The sequence below is a fragment of the Nocardia crassostreae genome, assembly GCF_001613405.1.
In the GTDB taxonomy this organism is placed as follows: domain Bacteria; phylum Actinomycetota; class Actinomycetes; order Mycobacteriales; family Mycobacteriaceae; genus Nocardia; species Nocardia crassostreae.
Genome location: NZ_BDCH01000023.1, coordinates 195,815 through 212,226 on the forward strand (window position 1 = coordinate 195,815; position 16,412 = coordinate 212,226).

A 16,412-nucleotide genomic window follows, 5' to 3' on the forward strand; every position below is an offset into this window, starting at 1 on the left:
GGTCGGCATGCCCGCACCGACGTCCGGAATGAGCTCGGCGGCCGATCGCATTCTGCGCACGGCCGCCGAGCTCATTGCCGAACGCGGGTACGCCGCCACCTCCACCCGCACCATCGCCGCGGCGATCGGGGTGGCGCAACCCGCCATCTACAAGCATTTCTCGACCAAGGACGACATTCTGTCGGCGCTGGTGCGGCTCGGTGTGGGGCGGCCGCTCGAATTGGCCGGGGAACTCGCGGAGGTGTCCGCGCCGGCCATTGTGAAACTGCATCGGTGGTTGCGGGAATCGCTGGAGCATCTGCGTGATTCGCCGTATGTGCTGGTGACCATCCTGACCACGCCGGAGCTGTATCAGGACAGCTTCGCCGCGGAGCGCGAGCTGATCCGGCAATTCGACGCGGTGGTGGTCGATCTGGTCACCGCCGCGCAGGAGCAGGGCGATGTGCGGGCCATGAATCCGGCCACGGGGGCGCGGCTGGTGATCGCGCTGTTCGATGTGCTGGCGGTGCCCGAGTACGCGGTGAGTCCCGCGGAGATCGTGGATTTCGCATTCACCGGCCTGCTCGCCGATCTCGCCCGGTTGCCGCGGGTGCGGGCCGCGGCGGACGCGCTGGAACCGGTCGCGACGGAAGGGTGAACGAGGTGCCGGACATCGGTGTGGCCGTAGTGGGATACGGGTTGGCGGGGGCGGTGTTCCACGCGCCGCTCATTGCCGCCGAGCCGCGGCTGCGGGTCGCCGCCGTGGTGACCTCCTCGGCCGAACGCGCCGAGCAGGCCCTCGCGGAGCATCCCGGGGTGCGCGTATTCCGCACGGCCGATGAGCTTTTCGCCGATCCGGACGGTATCGAGCTGGCGGTGATCGCGACGCCCAACCGCACCCATGCGCCGCTCACGCTGCAAGCCTTGGCGGCCGGGCTCGCGATCGTCGTGGACAAACCGTTCGCGGTCACCTCGGCGGAGGCCGAACAGGTGGTCGCGGCGGCCTCGCGGGCCGGACTGCCGTTGTCGGTCTTCCAGAATCGGCGCTGGGACAGTGACTTCCGCACCGCGCGGGCGCTCATCGAGGACGGCAGCCTGGGCACGGTGCGCCGGTTCGAATCCCGATTCGAACGGTGGCGGCCGACGCCCAAGGGCGGCTGGCGCGAACTGGGCGGCGCGGACGAGGGCGCGGGCATCCTCTTCGATCTGGGCAGTCATCTCGTCGATCAGGCCCTCACCCTCTTCGGGCCGGTCGTGGACGTGTACGGCGAACGCGACCGCCACCGCCCCGGCGTGCAGGCCGATGACGACGCCTTCCTCGCGCTCACCCACGCCAATGGCGTGCGCTCCCATTTGTGGATGAGCGCCGTCGCGCCGCAACTGGGCCCGCGCCTGCGCGTGCTGGGCTCCGAGAATGCCTATGTGACATACGGTCTCGATCCACAGGAGGCGGCCCTGCGCGCCGGTCGCCGCCCCGATGACGGGAAACCCTGGGGCACGGTCGAACCCGAGCACTGGGGCCTGTTCGGCACCGAGGACGACACCCGACCCGTGCCCAGCGAGCCCGGCGACTATCCGGCGTTCTACCGCGGCATGGCCGCGGCGCTCCGCGACGGCGCGCCCGTCCCCGTCGACCCGCGCGATGCCATCGAGACACTGAAGATTCTGGAGCGGGTCACCCGCTGATGTCGTTGATGCAGTAGCCCTCCGGACCGATGGCCGTCGCGAAGACCAGCGGCCCCGTCACACCCGACGAATTCGTCACGGGCACGGACACTTCGACATCGTCGCGGCCGACCACCCGCGACGTCGATTCGCCGAAGGCGGTGGTCCCGGTGAGTCTGCCCGGATTGCCCGCCAGCACGGAACCGGCGCACACCAGCGGGTAGGCGCCCTCCACATCGGAGGAATCGACCGGCCTGCCCACCCATCGAGACAGGTACCGGTAGACGGCGTACCGCGCATCGGCCTCGGTGAAGCCGGTGCGGGATCCGGTCGGGCGCACATAGGGGCACGCGTATCCGGAGGCGATCTCGCCGCGTTTCACGCTGACCGTCCGGACCGGGCCCTGCCAGCTCACGGCGAACTGCCCGTCGATGCCGGGTTCTCCGATCGCGGCGAGAATTCCGTTCTTGTCGGCGTACATCTCGCGGGCGTGCTGCGGCTCGATGGTCCAGCACTTGCGCACCAGTTCATCGGTATCCCCGGCGACCAGGTCCCGCACCCACGGCTGCAATGCGGCCGCCGCGTTCGCATTGCCGGGCACCTCGCCGACGGCCGGAACGGTCACGGTGGGCGCCGCGAGCGTCGTGGTCGGCGGCGGTTTCGGCGAGGTCGCGCGCTGCGTCGCCGTGGGGGTATGACCGGCGTGTGAGTCATCCGCGCCGCACCCGGTCGTCGAGAACAGGACCGCGGCCACCGCGGTCAGGGAGAACGCGCAGAGTACTTCCCTCGTGATCACGATCCGATGTTATCCCTCGTCACCGCATCTTTCCGGGAGGTAAGCCCCGGCATCGATCTTGCTCATACGCAAGACACCAATTCCATTGGCTGCCAGCAGCTTTCAAAACGAAATCCTCGAATTTCACTGCTACGCAGGGGTCGCCGGTCGTAAGCTGCCGGGCTGTGGGCAGGCGAAAAGCTCGATCGGCCTGTCCCGTACAGAGATTGGAAGAATGATGCGCATACGTGCAGCAGCTATCGGCGCCGGGATCGCGATCGCGGGACTCACCGCACTGGGCGGCCCCGCCCAGGCGGGGCCCGAGGCCGAATTGGGCGACGGCTGGCGCTACATCGGGTCGTACACGACCAACAGCCGGTGTATCGATGCGGACCAGCAGTTCCAGCGAGAGGGTGCCATCCGCGAGTGGCGGTGCCAGCTGGACACCGGCTCCTACCCGCCCTACATCCTGCAGGGTAGGTAGTCCGCCCCGCTGACGCAGTGACCTCGAATCGGTTGGACCCCCGAATCCCAACCGATTCGAGCTGTTTCTTAGACCGAACTGATCGGTATTCGTAATCCGATTTGCCAGATACTCCGTAGCTATCACCGCAGGTGAGACGTACCCTGAGGATGCCGCATTGACGGCACTTCAGATTTGTTCCGGGTAAAGGCTTCGGGTTCGGCCATGGCTAGGGGTTGGTGGCGTAGCGCCGTTCTGACACAACTGTCTCGCACAGGCGTGAGCGCCGCGGTGATCTTCCACATCCTCGACGACGGCACCGAAGTCATCACGTTCCCGCGGCTCAATTGGGCGCTCGTGGTCGCCACCGCCACCCTGCTGCAGGGCTTCGCCATCGCCGTCCTGCTGGTGGTGAGCACCGCGAATTTCGACGAAGCGCCGCCGGTTCCCAGTGTGCCCGCCGCGTGTGACCCGTTCTGCCCGAAGACATCCTGAGGCCTCGGCGCGCCACTCATCGGGACGCATGATTGACTTTTGATGATCATTCGTCCAGGAGGTTCCGTGCCGTCCATCCCCGCCGGATTCGATTTCACCGATCCGGATCTGCTCGCCGAGCGCCTGCCCGTCGAGGAGTTCGCCGAACTGCGCCGCACCGCCCCGGTGTACTGGAATCCGCAGCCCGACGGGCGCAGCGGGTTCGCTACCGGCGGCTACTGGGTTGTCACCAAACTCGATGCCATCAAGGAGATTTCGTGCAATCCGGAGGTCTTCTCCTCGGAGGAGAACACCGCGGTCATCCGGCAGCCCAGCGATACCACCCGCGCGGAGATCGAGATTCAGCGCGCCATGCTGCTGAATATGGATCCGCCCAAGCACACCCGGTTCCGTCGCATCATCTCCAAGGGCTTCACACCGCGCGCCGTGGAGACGCTACGGGCCGCGCTGCGCGAGCGCGCCGAGCGAATCGTCCACGAGGCCAGCACATCCGGCGGTGGCGACTTCGTCGAACAGGTCGCCAGCGAGCTTCCGGTACAGGCCATCGCCGAACTGCTGGGCGTGCCGCAGGCCGATCGGGGTCAGCTCTTCGAGTGGACCAATCAGATAATGGGCTATGACGATCCCGACTTCGAGGGCGATCACCGGATGGCCACCGCGAGCGTCATGGGCTACGCCTGGAATCTCGCCGAGGAGAAGCGCCGGGCCCCGCGGAACGACCTGGTCACCACGTTGATCCAGGCCGATGTCGAGGGCGCGGGCCTGACCTCCGAGGAGTTCGCGTGGTTCGTGGTGCTGCTCATCGTCGGCGGTAACGAGAACACCCGCAATGCCATCAGTCTCGGTATGAAGGCGTTCGTCGACCATCCGGACCAGTGGGAGATCTACAAGACCCAGCGGCCCCGGACGGCCGTCGACGAGATCGTCCGCTGGGCCACCCCGGTGGTCGCCATCCAGCGCACCGCCCTGCGCGATACCGAGATCAGCGGGCAGCCGATCGCCGCGGGCGATCGCGTCGGACTCTTCTACGCCTCGGCCAATTTCGACGAATCCCACTTCGAGAACCCCTACGAGTTCGATATCCTCCGCACCCACAATCCGCACGTGGGCTTCGGCGGCAGCGGCACCCACCATTGCGCGGGCGCCAATCTGGCACGGCTCGAGATCGACCTCATGTTCAATACCATCGCCGACGTCATGCCGAACCTCTCCGAGATCTCCCCGCCGATCCGGCTGCGCTCGGGCTGGCTCAATGCCATCAAGAGCTGGAAGGTAGCCTACAGCTGACCGCACGATTCGGTGAGATCATCAGTGCCACAACAGAAACTGGCAATTCGGTTCGTACCTGGGCAGCGCCGATTCCGCCTCTGCCCAGGTAGGCCATCGCGCATACTTTGAGGGTGGTTCCAGCACGGGGCACCGGCCACGTCCGCCGCGACGAAGCGGCCAATTCACTTCGGTTCCAACCAAGGACAGTGTTATGGCCAATCTTGATACCACCGAATTGAACCATCAGCTGCGAAACGCCAAGGCGCGCTGGTCGGCCCGCGAGACCCCGCAATCACTGCTGAGCGATGCCAGGAAGAAGGCCCTGCTGGGCGTCGTGTTCAGCGACGAGGACCTGGCTCTGGCCGCCGCCGGGCGACCGGACACCGCCGCGGCCGAATCCCTGGCCTTCGCACCGGCGGTCGACTGGCGCGACCACAACGGCAATCACGTCACCTCGGTCAGGGATCAGCTGAACTGCGGCTCGTGCGTCTCGTTCTGCTGTACGGCGGTGGTGGAATCCATGGCGTCCATCGAACATTCGCAGCTGCTCGACCTGTCCGAGGCCGACTCGCATTTCAATTCCAGCCACGGACCGAGCTGCGGCGGCTGGAACGCGCACGCGTGCATGGAGCAGATCAAGCTGCGCGGCGTCGTGGGTGACAGTGCGCTGCCGTATATGAGCGCCTTCGACAATCCGCCGCAGATCGATCCCGCGACCAATCTGTGGAAGCCTTATCAGCGGCAGGTACTCGATCGACCGGCCACCCAGGTGAGCATCGAGAGCCACGAACTGCTCACCGATATCGCCGCGCGCAAGCATCATTTATCCGAAATCGGCCCGTGCGCAGCGTCTTTCGACGTCTACGACGACTTCTTCGCCTACGGCTCGGGGGTGTATCACCATGTCACCGGCAGGTGGCAGGGCGGGCACTGCGTGGAGGTGATCGGCTACTCCGAGGCCGAGCAGTGCTGGATCGCCAAGAACTCGTGGGGCACCGGCTGGGGCATGTCCGGCTTCTTCAAAATCGCGTACGGGGAATGCAATTTCGATACCTATTCCTTTGCCACGGCACGCAATGTGCGGCTCCCGGCGGCCTTCGGCTGGAACGGCTGAGAATCGCTGGGCGGGCTCCTGACGTCCAAACCCGCCGCCGTGTCCTGGGGCCCGAACCGCCTCGATGTCGTCGCGCGCGGCGCGGATGCCGCGGTGCACCACCGCTGGTGGGACGGCGCGCACTGGGGCGGCTGGGAATCACTGGGCGGCGGTGCGCAGGGCGGACCGGCCATCTGCTCGTGGGCGCCCGACCGGCTCGACGTATTCGCCGCGGGTCATGACCATCAGCTGTATCACACATGGTTCCAAGGCGGTTGGAGCGGTTGGGAGGCGCTGGGCGGGGCGCTGTCCTCCGATCCGGCCGCGGTGTCGTGGGGTCCGGACCGCCTCGATGTGTTCGCGCGCGGAATGGATTCCGCGCTGTGGCATCTGTGGTGGGACGGCAGCCAGTGGGGTGGCTGGGAGCAGCTCGGGGGCGTACTGGATTCCGCTCCGGCGGTCGCCTCGGGAGCGGCCGACCGGCTGGACGCCTTCGCGAAGGGCGGCGACAACCAGCTGCATCACAAGTATTGGAACGGCTCCAAGTGGAGCGAATGGGAGAACCTGGGCGGCTATCTCGCCGGTGCCCCGGCCGCCGTCTCCTGGGGACCCGATCGCATCGACCTGTTCTATCCCGGAGTCGATTTCCGCATGATGCATCGCTGGTGGGACGGCGCTCAATGGAGCGCCGAGGAGAATCTGGGTGGGCAGCTCTTTTCCGGCGCGGCCGCCGCGTCCGGGACCTCCGGCCGCCTGGACTGCTTTGCCGAGGGCGCGAATTCCGCGCTGTTCCACAAGTGGTTCGGATGAGAATCACCGCCGCGGTGGGCCGGACCGTCGACCTCGAGCTGCGGTCGGCCCCTGTCACGGGCTATCGCTGGCGGCCCGGCGATATTCCCGACGGCGTCGAGATCGTCGATGCCGGATTCACCCCGGAACCCGGCGGACAACCCGGTGACGGTGGCACCCAGCATTTTCTGATCCGTGCCACCGCCCCCGGACCGTATGCCGTCGAGTTCCGCCTCGCGCGTGCGTGGAACGGCGACGCGGCCGATACCCGCACCATCGAAATCATCACCACCTGATTCGCGCACTCCAGAAAGCCGCGGTGAGTTCCATGAACAATCCCTTCTCCCGCCGAAATCCCGACACTCGACTATGGGCCTCCGCCGCACCGGCGGGCGGCGCCTGGACCGAACAGGCCCCGGTGCCCGGCGCCACCTCGCCCGAGGCGCCCGCGCTGACCGAGTTCCAGCACCGCCTGCACATGGCCTGGCGGGCGGAGGACAGTACGAACAGCATCTGGTTCGCCGGTAGCGAGGACGGCAGCACCTGGTCGCCGCCCTGGAACTTCCCGTTCGTCGGCACCTCCGAGCATCCGGCGCTGGCCGCGGTGGACGAGGACGGCGGCGAACGGCTGTATCTGGCCTGGAAGGGCGCCGACCGCGATCAAAGCATCTACTGGTCCACCTCGTCGGACGGGCACAAATGGGAGGACCAGCAGATCCTGGGTGGCGCGGAGACCTCCAGCGCGCCGTGCCTGGTGGTGTTCCGCGGTGCGCTGCATGCCTTCTGGCGCGGCACCGACCATCTCATCGGCTCCGACCAGAACCTCTACACCGCGACCCGGGGCGATGCGGGCTGGAGCGCACCCACCCCGCTGCCCGGCATCCTCTCCGCCGACTCCCCCGCAATCGCGGTGCTCGGCGACCGGCTCTATCTGGCGCACCGCGGCGCCCGGGCGACCTTCGACGACGACAGCTGGATTCGGCTCTGGAGTTCGGAGGACGGCGTCGCCTGGATCTCGCGCAGCAATCCCCCCGACGCGTACTCCGATCTCGCCCCGGCCCTGGCCGCCCACGACGGCCGCCTGCACCTGACCTGGAAGTCGGCCAGCGGCTCGGAAATCTGGTACTCGGGCTTCGACGGCGATCAGACCTGGCAGCCCCCGGCCCGCATCGCCGCCTTCGAAACCGCCTGCGCCCCGGCCCTGTCCGCGTTCCGCACGGCGGTGGGCAGGCATGAGCTGCAGTTGGCCTGGCGCGGTTCGACACTCTGAGTTCCGGCCGGGCGGCGGCCGCCGGGACTACCCTGGGATCCCGTGGACCCCACGCCGTCCTCGCACAAGGCCGACCCGGCCGACGATCTCGGCGCGCTCGTCCGGATCCCCCGGCCGGTGCGGCGCGTGGTCTCGCTGGTGCCGTCGCTGACCGAGTCGATCGCCGTGACCTGTCCGGGACTGCTGGTCGCGGCGACCGACTGGTGCACCCAGCCGCGGGATCTCGCGGTCGAGCGGGTGCGGGGCACCAAGAATCCGAATGTCAGGCGCATTGCCGAGATCGCGCCGGATCTGGTGATCTGCAATCAGGAGGAGAACCGCCGCCTCGATGTCGAACGCCTGCGGGCGGCGGGAATTCCGGTATGGGTGACCAGGATTCGCACCCTGGACGAGGCATTCGCTTCCCTCGAGCGACTGTTCGCGACAGCCTTGGGCGTCCCCGCCCCGGCCTGGTTGCGGCATGCGGCATCGGAGTGGGTCGCGCCGCCCCCGGAACCGGTCCGCCCCGCGGTGATTCCCATCTGGCGCGATCCCTGGATGGTCGTCGGGCGTGACACCTTCACCGCCGACCTCGCCGCGCGATTAGGACTGCGACTGGTCCACGCCGACCGTCCGGAGCGGTATCCGACGGTGTCCCCCGGCGAGCTGGTCGAGGGCGTCGAGTTCGCCGTCCTCCCCGATGAGCCCTATGTCTTCACCGAAACCGATGGTCCCTAGGCTTTCCCCGGTATCCCCGTGGCCTTGGTCGAGGGCAGCAGCCTCACTTGGTACGGCCCGTCCCTGGTCGGTGCGCGCGGACTACTGACCAGGCAACTGGCTCAATCCTTTCGCGCTTGATGCGGATCCCCCGTCGCTGCCGCGAATCATGGAATCGACCTACCGCACGGTACGCTTCCACCCCTGTCCTCGCGCCTGCGGGCGCTGCTTCGCCGACCCCGGGGTCGGCCGATCGAAAGTTGCCGAGATTTCATGACGAACCTCTCCGACCTGCGGAGCGCGGTGCGCGGTGCGGTGCTGCTGCCGGGTGACAGCGGATTCGATCGGGCGCGCACGCCCTGGAATCTGACTGTCGACCAGCCGGTGTCCGCCGTGGTCGAGGTTGCCGATGCGGCCGACGCCGCCGCACTGGTGCGGTACGCGGCCGACCGGAAGCTGACGCTGGCGGCACAGCCGAGCGGGCACGGCGCCAGCGGGGACACCGAGGGCGTGGTGCTGGTGCGCACCGGGAAACTCCGGGAGCTGCGGGTGGATCCGGACGCGCGGACCGCGCGGGTGGGTGCGGGCGTCACCTGGGGTGAGGTGCTGACGCGGACCAGCCCGCACGGGCTGCTCGGGCTGGCGGGCAGCTCGCCCGGTGTGAGCGTCACCGGGTACACCCTGGGCGGCGGCATCAGCTGGTTCTCGCGCGCGTACGGATGGGCCGCCGATCGCGTCACCGCGTTCGAGGTCGTCACCGCGGACGGCGCCACCGCCCGGGTGACGGCGGACTCGGATGCCGAACTGTTCTGGGCGCTGCGGGGTGGCGGCGGCGATTTCGCCTTCGTCACCGCGCTCGAATTCGATCTGCTGCCCGCGCCGCGCCTGTACGGCGGCATGCTGACCTGGGCCGGTGACCGTTCCGAGGCGGCGATGGAGGCCTTCCGGGAGATCACCGCGGACGCGCCCGACGAGCTGTCGGTGTGGTTCAACCTGGTGCAGTTCCCGGGCGGCGCGCCGATGGTCGGCATCGAACTCGCCTACCTCGGGGATGCCGATTCGGCGCGAGAGTTGTTGCGGCCCTTGGCCGGTATCGGCGAACCGGTGTCCGACAGCCGGGCCGAGCTGCCGATTGCCGAGCTCGGCACGATCGCCAATGATCCGATCGATCCCGGGCCGGGCCTGTCGCGCGGCGAGTTGCTCACCGATCTGGGCGATGCCACCGCGAAGGCCGTACTCGCGGAACCGATCGCGCCGCTGCTCCAGGTGCAGCTGCGCCACCTGGGCGGGGCCATGACGCGGCCGTCGGACAGCCCGCACGGCCCGATCAGCGATCCGTACCTGCTCTACACCGTCGGCCTGGGGGTTTCACCCGAGGCGAGCGCGGCCATCGCGGAGCGGCGGCAGCAGCTCGTGGACGGCCTCGGCGCGACGGTCAGCGGGCGCAAGCCGTTCGGCTTCCTCAATAACTCCGAAAGCGCCGCAAACGCTTTCGGCGCGGACGCGCTGAACCGGCTGCGGGCGGTCAAGCGGTCCCGCGATCCCGAAGACCGCTTCCGCAGCAACTTCCCGGTGCTGCGCTGACGCGGTCCCGTCGGGTCAGGGGCGTGCGGTGAACAGTGCTGAGCGGCCTCGCATTTCGATCTCCACGTGAGTGAAGTGCGAGCCGAGGGCGCGCTGGGGGCCGGGGTGGTCGTCGTGTCGGTTGGACCAGATGCCCCGGCGGTTCCAGGAGTTCACGAGGTAGCGGCCCAGCGGGTTGTGGTGGACGCCCTTCACCAGGACCGTCGAACCGAAGACCACGCCGCCGGGGCGGACGAGTTTTCGCACGTTCGCCAGGGCGGTGGTCTTCTGGTCGAAAGTGCCTGGAAGGCAGTGGAGCAGGCAGTTGATGCCGATGGAGTCGAAGCTTTCCGGGGGCAGGAGCAGGGGGTCGAGGATGTTCGCCTGGAGGGTCGAGACGCGGTAGCGGCGCAGGCGTTCGTCGGTGACCGCCAGGGAGTTGGCGTTCATGTCGACGAGGGTGATGGTCGGCGGCTGCGGGAACCGGCAGCGGTCCAGGAAGAAGCCGGTGCCGACGCCGATATCCAGGTGGTTGACGCCGACGTTCCGGTTGTAGTGGGCCACCAGGTGTTTGCTCGGGCAACCCCAGGCCAGGGGGTAGGACAGGCGCAGGACGCCGAGGTCGTAGACGGCGAGAATGCGGCGGCTGTAGACGGCTTGGCCGGGGCGGGCGTCCAGGGGGCCGGGCGTCAGGTCCATGCGCCGATTCCGGTGGGCGCCTCGTCGGAGAGGCGGCGGCGCAGTTCCACGCGGCGGATCTTCCAAGTGGCGGTGCGGGGAAAGTCGTTCCAGGGCAAGTGGATCGGACCGGCGAGGGTGGGCAGACCCGCGGTCGCCGCGGCCCACCGCTCGGCCGGAACGGGCTCGCCGGAGTAGGTGGAGTAGACCGGTGCGGGCAGCGCCGCGGCGCGGGGCAGAATGACGACCTCGCTGGTTTCGGGAAGGCGATCCAGCAGGGCGTCTTCGATGGCGATGCCGCTGCCGCCCTCGATGCGGTCGATCTCGCGGTCGATGAGGCGGACCGTGCCCCAGCGCGAGATGATGCCGAGATCGCCGGTGTTCCAACAGGTTCCGTCGGCCTTATTGGTGTGGCGGTGCTGTTCGCCGATATAGGCGAGGCAGCGGCCGGGGTGATCGATCTCGATCAGCCCGACCTGACCGCGCGGGACTTCCACGCCGGTTTCGGGATCGACGGCGCGCAGTTTCGCGACGGTGGGCAGGGGCCAGCCCATGTTCTGCGAGGGCGGCGGGAATTGGCCGACCTTGCGCACCATGAATTTCAGGTAGGGGCGCAGGACGATCGTGCCCTGTTCGGTTTGACTCCAGGACTGCATCCAGCCGGGCAGGGTGAACTTGCTGGCGGCCAGGAAGGTCCGGATGGAGCGGGTGTGAACGGCGTCGAAGGAGCTGATGTAGAAGCGGACCTTCTCGAACAGATCGCGCGGATCCGATGCCAGGTGTTCGAGGACGAGGTACATATTCGGCGGCATGTCGACGACCGTGGGCTTGTCCGCCGCGAGCAGGTCTGCCACATTCGGTTCCAGGACATCGGAAATGGCGACGAAGCGCGGGCCGACGGTGGCCAGGGTCAGCAAGGCCGTAATGGTGTGCTGGTGGAAGTACGGGTCGAAGAACGCGAAGACGTCGCTGTTTCGGAAGCCCAGGCCACCCCAGTGCTCGGTTTCCACATGGGCGACCGCGTGCAGGGTTTCGGCGGAGTGCAGTGCGAATTTCGGGTAGCCGGTGGTGCCGGAGGTGTGGGTGGCCACCATGGGCTCGCTCCAGCCCCGCAACCGGACCGGGGCCGGATTCGCGCCGCGCAGATCGTCGAGGTGGACAGTGCCCTCCGGGGCCGGATCCCGGCCGACGACAATGGTTCTGGTGGTGAGCGTCCGCAGCTCCTCCGGGCTCAGCTCGGCCTGTGCGAGCCTGCCGTGATCGGTCACCAGGAACGGCCGGTCGAGCCGCTGCAGCAGGGTGGTGGCGACATCGTGGTCGTGATTCCAGGCCAGCTGGAACGGAACGGCTCCCAGGCGCGCGACCGCGCTGCCGATGACCTGGACGTCGGGATGATTGGCCTTCATCACCGCCACCCGGTCCCACGGGCGCACACCGGTTTCGAACAGGCAGGCTGCGATTTCCGAAACCTGATCCGCCCATTGCGAATACGTGTATCCGGTACCGGCCTCCGGTGCGATATCGGCCGGTCGCTGGAGCGCGATCCGCTGATCCGGGAACCGCGCCGCGGCGGTATGCCAGGCATCGCCGTAGTAGCCGGTGGCGGGCGGCCGCGAAATGGCCGTAATGCGTTTCAGGCCGCGGCCCGGATTGTGGTCCCGGAAGAATTCGGGAATGTCGGTGATGGTCACGACGGGTCAGCCTTTCGATTCAGCCGTATCGGCGGGGGTCAGCGGATGGAGTTCGCCGAGCGGGCCGCCGAGAATGCGGGTGATGTTGTCCCGCAGCGCGGATTCCGCGACGGGATCGAGAATGTCGGCGAGGGTGGGCATGCCCAGGTCGAATTCGGCGGTGAAGCCGATTTCGGCGCCCCGCTCGGTGCCGGTGATCCGCCAGCGGCCGTGGAAGCTGGTGAAATCTCCGGTGAGCTGTTCGAATTCGATGGTTCCGGCGGCGCGGTCGAAGACATCGCGTTCGGTCCAGCACAGCAGGCCGCGGCGGAATTTCACGACCCAGGCGGAGATCAGGCCGCGGTCGCCGGACTCGGCGTAGTCGACCGAGACGACCGCATCGGTGACCTCCGGATAGCGAGCGAAATCGCTGATCCGGTCGAAACTGTCCGCCGCCTCGGCCGCGGGGGCGAAGTAGCGGAAATCTTCGGCGCGCAAGGGTTTTCCTCTCAGCCGAACGGCACGGCGGCGAGTGCGTCGTCGAAGGCCGCCAGGAACAGGTCGACGTCGCTGTCGGTGATGATCGCGGGCGGGGTGAACCGCACCACGCTGGAGGCATTGAGCGAGTGATTGGCGAGCACTCCCCGGTCGAGGAGGTTCAGGAACAGTTCGCCGACTGCGCCGGGCGTGGCGAGATCGACGCCGAGCAGCAGGCCGCGCCCGCGCACCGTGATCCGGTCGCGGGCCGGATGGGCGTCGGCACTGTGCCGGAGGCCCTCCAGCAGCCGTGCGCCGAGTTCGGCTGCCCGCCGGGGCAATTCGTCGTCACGCATGGTGTCTATGGCCGCAAGCGCGGCCGCGCAGGCGATCGGCGCGGCGGTGAAGGTGGACGTGTGCAGATAGGGGTCATCGGCGAAGGGGGCGAAGGTGACCGGATCGGCGATCATGGCCGCTATGGGCACCACGCCGCCGGACAGGCCCTTGCCCGCGAGCAGGATGTCGGGCACGATGCCTTCGCGGTCGATGCCCCACCAGGAGCCCAGACGCCCCAGGCCCGTTTGTATTTCGTCGATCACCAGCAACGCCCGGTGGCGTCGGCACAGCTCGGCCACCGCCCGCAGGTAGCCGTCGGGCGGGATGTGCACGCCGCCCTCGCCCTGGACCGGTTCGAGGACGACACATCCGCTGCCCGCGACCGCTTCGAGCGCCTCGGCCATGACGGTCGCATCGCCGAACGGCACCTCGGTCACCCGCGGGAGCAGCGGCCGGAACGCGCGATGGTATTTCTCGTTGGTGGTGACGCTCAGTGCCCCGAGGGTCTTGCCGTGGAAGCCGTTGCGCGCGCTGATCAATGCCGATTTGCCGTGCGCGCGGGCGAGTTTGAGCGCGGCCTCGGTGGCCTCGCTTCCGGAGTTGGTGAACTGCACCATCGACAGTTCGCCCGGCAGGGTGGCCGTCAGCGCGGCGGCGGCGCGCAGGGCTGTCGGTTCGAAGAAGACGCGGGTGGACATCGGATGCCGATCGAGCTGGCGGTGCACGGCGGCCGTCACCGCCGGATGCCGGTGCCCGAGCAGGAAGACACCGTACCCGCCGAAATCGAGATAGCGGCGGCCGTCGGTCGCTTCGACCCACGCACCCGCGGAGGCGATTTCGGCCATGCCGCCGAGCAGATTGCCGAATGCGGCGCGCGCCGGGCCGAAGTGGGCGCGGCACAGGTCCGGCCAGGCGGGGACGCCGCTCGTGACCGTCATGAGACCCGCTCCGCGGTTTCGGGTCGGAGGTTTTTCGCGGTTGCCCAGTAGCGCAGGGTCTTCCACGTCGCATCGCGCAGGGCGGTGTGGGTGATCGCGTCGGTGAAGCCCAGTTCGGTCATCGAGGAGGGCAATGGTTCGGGAGTCTGGAAGAGCCAGCAGAATTCGAGCAGATCGCGGAGCATCTGCTGGGCGGCGAGCGGCAGCGCCTCCTCCAGCAGGGGCAGTACCAGGCGTTCGACGGCTTCGCCGGGTAGGAATCGCGGTGCGACCACCTCGATCCCCAGCTCGTGCGACATGCGCTCGCACAGTTCGAAGAAGTCGCTCACGCGCAGGGCATTCCGGCCCACGCTCAACGCGAACTCCCCCGTCGCCACCTGCTCGCGCAGCAGTCGACCCTGGGCTCGGGCGACCAGATCCACCGGGATGGTGTCGATGAGCGACTCGGGCACGCACGGCACCAGCGGAACCCGCCCGCGCACCACCCCACCCAGCACGCGATGCAACCCCTGAAAGGCCGCCATGGATCCGTCGGCCGTGCTGCCGGAGATCACCGACGGCCGCACGATGACGGTAACGGCAGGATGCTCGCGCACCAGCTTCTCGGCCTCAAGCTTCGACCGCAGGTAGGCCGCCGCACCGGGGAAGGTGTCCGCACCGGCGAAGGGATGCACGACGAAGGCGGTGCTGTAGAAGTACAGCGGCACACCGGCTTCCGCGGCCAGACGCAGCATGGCTGTCGGGCCCGCCAGGTTCGCGGCGAGAATATCGGCGGGATCCTGCTTCCAGCTCGTCACCGCCGCGGCGTGCACGATCGCATCGATCCGATGCACCAGCCGACGGTAGTCCGCCGCGGGCAAACCGAGTGTGGGATGGGCGAAGTCACCGGCGAACTCGCTGACTCGCACATCGCCTATGGGCCGCCGGTGCCGCAGGCAGACGATATCGAAATCGGCGGCCAGCTCGTCGATGAGGGCTCGCCCCACCACCCCGGAGCCGCCGGTCAGCAGGATTGTCCTGGTGCGCCAGCTCATTCCGATTCCCTTCAGGCGATTCGCAACGGGGACCCCGCCGCGTACTCGGCCAGCGGACCGGCCATCTTGGCGCGCGCCGGCGGGTGGAAGCCGAGGCCGTTGACGGCGGCGGCGAGGTATCCGACATCGTCGGCGGACAGGAAGTGCAGGCCGCCGAGCAGTTCGGCGGCGCGCGGGACGACCGCGGCAATGGCGTCCTGCGCGGCGTAGCGCACCAGCAGCACATCGGCGAGCAGTCGCTGTTCGGAGTGGCCGTCGGCGACCTGGCGGGCAATGTTCTCCACGCCAGCCATGGCCGCTTCCACGGCGATGACGAGGCGCAGCTTCTCGCTGTCGCTCACCCGGTCCATGCCGAGCGCGCGCTCCACCAGGGCGGTGGCCGCGCCCAGATACGAGGCGGTCATCAGCAATTCGAACCAGACGAAGCCCATGATCTGGATCTCGTCGAGCCCGGCGCCGTCGACCGGGCCGGTGAGTATGACCAGATCGCTTGGTACCAGCACATTCTCGATGGTCACCTGATCGCTCTCCGCGCCCGCGAGCGCGAAGCTGGACCAGAACGGCGTGACGGTCACGCCCGGATCGGTGGCCGGGATCAGCGCCACGCCGAGCTGATCCCCGCCCGATCCCGGCACGACGACGCTCGCCGTCAGCAGGTCCATCGACCGTGCCAGGCTGCAGGGGCGTTTGACGCCGGAGACGCGCAGGCCCTCAGGGGTGACGGTCGCGGTCATGGTCGGTGCGAGTATGCGCCCGTCGGGCCGACCTTCGGCGAAGCCGGAGGCGACCAGGAGTCCTTGGGTGGCAACGGCTTCCAGGAGCAGCCATTCATTGCCCGCGTCTTCGGCCACCAGCGCGAGGCTCGACACCGAGAAGTGATGCATGGTGGTCGCGACCGCCAGCGACGGTGACCGCGAGCCCAATGCCCGCTGCACCCGCACCGCCGCGACCGCATCCGCGCCCAGCCCCTCGAGCTCGGCCGGTATCACCAGGCCCGGACCGCCCGCGTCGCGGAACATGTTCGGGCCCGGCGATCCGGGCCGTTCCAGTTCGGCGAGCGGAATCTCGGCCAGCCGCCCGTCCAGACCGGGCAGATACCGCTCGAGATCCGCGCGTTCGCGCTGCAGCAGTCGCATCGATATGTCCCTCCGCACAATGTCCGGCCGTTGCGGACACTACCGACGCGGGCGCGCCCCGCCCTGGTACGTTCCACAGTTCCGAA

At 68.3% G+C, this 16,412-nt stretch carries 18 protein-coding genes; 11 read left to right on the forward strand and 7 right to left on the reverse strand.

All coding sequences use genetic code 11. The features are described from left to right. The first annotated feature begins 7 nt into the window (after positions 1 to 7). A complete protein-coding gene (locus NC4_RS24410; RefSeq protein ID WP_067542436.1) occupies positions 8 to 637 on the forward strand; it encodes a TetR/AcrR family transcriptional regulator in 630 nt (209 codons plus the stop codon). Positions 638 to 642: 5 nt separating this feature from the next. Then, the gene (locus NC4_RS24415) at positions 643 to 1,665 is read left to right on the forward strand and encodes a Gfo/Idh/MocA family protein (RefSeq protein ID WP_174566885.1); all 1,023 of its coding nucleotides are present in this window, start codon (positions 643 to 645) and stop codon (positions 1,663 to 1,665) included. On the opposite strand, the gene NC4_RS24420 is transcribed toward NC4_RS24415, so the two are convergent. Beyond that, on the reverse strand, positions 1,655 to 2,440 hold the full coding sequence (locus tag NC4_RS24420; RefSeq protein ID WP_084529729.1) for a hypothetical protein: 786 nt from the start codon (positions 2,438 to 2,440) through the stop codon (positions 1,655 to 1,657). The two genes, NC4_RS24415 and NC4_RS24420, sit on opposite strands and share 11 nt — an antisense overlap. A 214-nt stretch (positions 2,441 to 2,654) precedes the next feature. Here NC4_RS24420 and NC4_RS24425 point away from each other — a divergent pair, with 214 nt between their 5' ends. The 9 genes from NC4_RS24425 (at position 2,655) to NC4_RS24465 (ending at position 10,078) form a co-directional block, all read left to right on the forward strand. After that, positions 2,655 to 2,903: a hypothetical protein gene (locus tag NC4_RS24425; RefSeq protein ID WP_067542441.1), complete on the forward strand. Its 249-nt coding sequence runs from the start codon at positions 2,655 to 2,657 to the stop codon at positions 2,901 to 2,903. Between the two features lie 258 nt (positions 2,904 to 3,161). Next, complete coding sequence (locus NC4_RS24430) at positions 3,162 to 3,377, forward strand: hypothetical protein (RefSeq protein ID WP_067542444.1); 216 nt, start codon at positions 3,162 to 3,164, stop codon at positions 3,375 to 3,377. Between the two features lie 42 nt (positions 3,378 to 3,419). Further along, entirely contained in the window at positions 3,420 to 4,664 is a 1,245-nt protein-coding gene (locus NC4_RS24435; RefSeq protein WP_067542449.1) for a cytochrome P450, read from the forward strand. 193 nt (positions 4,665 to 4,857) lie between these two features. Beyond that, positions 4,858 to 5,760 (forward strand): C1 family peptidase, encoded by a 903-nt coding sequence (locus NC4_RS24440; protein WP_067542451.1) that lies wholly within the window; start codon positions 4,858 to 4,860, stop codon positions 5,758 to 5,760. A 6-nt stretch (positions 5,761 to 5,766) separates the two neighbouring features. Beyond that, positions 5,767 to 6,549 (forward strand): PLL family lectin, encoded by a 783-nt coding sequence (locus NC4_RS24445; protein ID WP_501193519.1) that lies wholly within the window; start codon positions 5,767 to 5,769, stop codon positions 6,547 to 6,549. Then, a complete protein-coding gene (locus tag NC4_RS41145; protein WP_067542457.1) occupies positions 6,546 to 6,824 on the forward strand; it encodes a protease inhibitor I42 family protein in 279 nt (92 codons plus the stop codon). Before NC4_RS24445 ends, NC4_RS41145 begins: the two co-directional genes overlap by 4 nt. 32 nt (positions 6,825 to 6,856) lie before the next feature. Then, positions 6,857 to 7,798 carry a PLL family lectin gene (locus NC4_RS24455; RefSeq protein ID WP_067542459.1) on the forward strand — a complete coding sequence of 314 codons (942 nt, stop codon included), beginning with the start codon at positions 6,857 to 6,859 and terminating at the stop codon, positions 7,796 to 7,798. A gap of 42 nt (positions 7,799 to 7,840) precedes the next feature. Further along, entirely contained in the window at positions 7,841 to 8,515 is a 675-nt protein-coding gene (locus NC4_RS24460) for a helical backbone metal receptor (RefSeq protein WP_281186389.1), read from the forward strand. Between the two features lie 252 nt (positions 8,516 to 8,767). Further along, the gene (locus tag NC4_RS24465; protein WP_067542462.1) at positions 8,768 to 10,078 is read left to right on the forward strand and encodes an FAD-binding oxidoreductase; all 1,311 of its coding nucleotides are present in this window, start codon (positions 8,768 to 8,770) and stop codon (positions 10,076 to 10,078) included. Between the two features lie 15 nt (positions 10,079 to 10,093). Here the strand turns inward: NC4_RS24465 and NC4_RS24470 are convergent, their stop codons facing one another. From NC4_RS24470 to NC4_RS24495, 6 genes are read right to left on the reverse strand one after another with little or no spacing between them, the layout of a single operon-like run. Next, positions 10,094 to 10,756, reverse strand: a complete 663-nt coding sequence (locus tag NC4_RS24470) for a class I SAM-dependent methyltransferase (protein ID WP_067542465.1) — start codon at positions 10,754 to 10,756, stop codon at positions 10,094 to 10,096. Further along, entirely contained in the window at positions 10,747 to 12,426 is a 1,680-nt protein-coding gene (locus tag NC4_RS24475; RefSeq protein WP_067542467.1) for an AMP-binding protein, read from the reverse strand. Before NC4_RS24475 ends, NC4_RS24470 begins: the two co-directional genes overlap by 10 nt. A 6-nt stretch (positions 12,427 to 12,432) precedes the next feature. Next, entirely contained in the window at positions 12,433 to 12,903 is a 471-nt protein-coding gene (locus tag NC4_RS24480) for a type II toxin-antitoxin system RatA family toxin (RefSeq protein ID WP_067542469.1), read from the reverse strand. An 11-nt stretch (positions 12,904 to 12,914) separates the two neighbouring features. Next, complete coding sequence (locus tag NC4_RS24485) at positions 12,915 to 14,156, reverse strand: aspartate aminotransferase family protein (RefSeq protein WP_067542471.1); 1,242 nt, start codon at positions 14,154 to 14,156, stop codon at positions 12,915 to 12,917. After that, a complete protein-coding gene (locus NC4_RS24490; protein WP_174566886.1) occupies positions 14,153 to 15,190 on the reverse strand; it encodes an SDR family oxidoreductase in 1,038 nt (345 codons plus the stop codon). The genes NC4_RS24485 and NC4_RS24490 overlap by 4 nt, the downstream gene beginning before the upstream one ends. 11 nt (positions 15,191 to 15,201) lie before the next feature. After that, positions 15,202 to 16,326, reverse strand: a complete 1,125-nt coding sequence (locus NC4_RS24495) for an acyl-CoA dehydrogenase family protein (protein WP_067542474.1) — start codon at positions 16,324 to 16,326, stop codon at positions 15,202 to 15,204. Between the last annotated feature and the right edge of the window lie 86 nt (positions 16,327 to 16,412).

Bases quoted from the DNA above. Each gene is read 5' to 3' on its own strand.
- NC4_RS24435 (WP_067542449.1), top strand. From the start codon at position 3,420: ATGATCATTCGTCCAGGAGGTTCCGTGCCGTCCATCCCCGCCGGATTC.
- NC4_RS24485 (WP_067542471.1), bottom strand. From the start codon at position 14,156: ATGACGGTCACGAGCGGCGTCCCCGCCTGGCCGGACCTGTGCCGCGCC.
- NC4_RS24440 (WP_067542451.1), top strand. From the start codon at position 4,858: ATGGCCAATCTTGATACCACCGAATTGAACCATCAGCTGCGAAACGCC.
- NC4_RS41145 (WP_067542457.1), top strand. From the start codon at position 6,546: ATGAGAATCACCGCCGCGGTGGGCCGGACCGTCGACCTCGAGCTGCGG.
- NC4_RS24465 (WP_067542462.1), top strand. From the start codon at position 8,768: ATGACGAACCTCTCCGACCTGCGGAGCGCGGTGCGCGGTGCGGTGCTG.
- NC4_RS24455 (WP_067542459.1), top strand. From the start codon at position 6,857: ATGAACAATCCCTTCTCCCGCCGAAATCCCGACACTCGACTATGGGCC.
- NC4_RS24490 (WP_174566886.1), bottom strand. From the start codon at position 15,190: ATGAGCTGGCGCACCAGGACAATCCTGCTGACCGGCGGCTCCGGGGTG.
- NC4_RS24410 (WP_067542436.1), top strand. From the start codon at position 8: ATGCCCGCACCGACGTCCGGAATGAGCTCGGCGGCCGATCGCATTCTG.
- NC4_RS24495 (WP_067542474.1), bottom strand. From the start codon at position 16,326: ATGCGACTGCTGCAGCGCGAACGCGCGGATCTCGAGCGGTATCTGCCC.
- NC4_RS24470 (WP_067542465.1), bottom strand. From the start codon at position 10,756: ATGGACCTGACGCCCGGCCCCCTGGACGCCCGCCCCGGCCAAGCCGTC.
- NC4_RS24425 (WP_067542441.1), top strand. From the start codon at position 2,655: ATGATGCGCATACGTGCAGCAGCTATCGGCGCCGGGATCGCGATCGCG.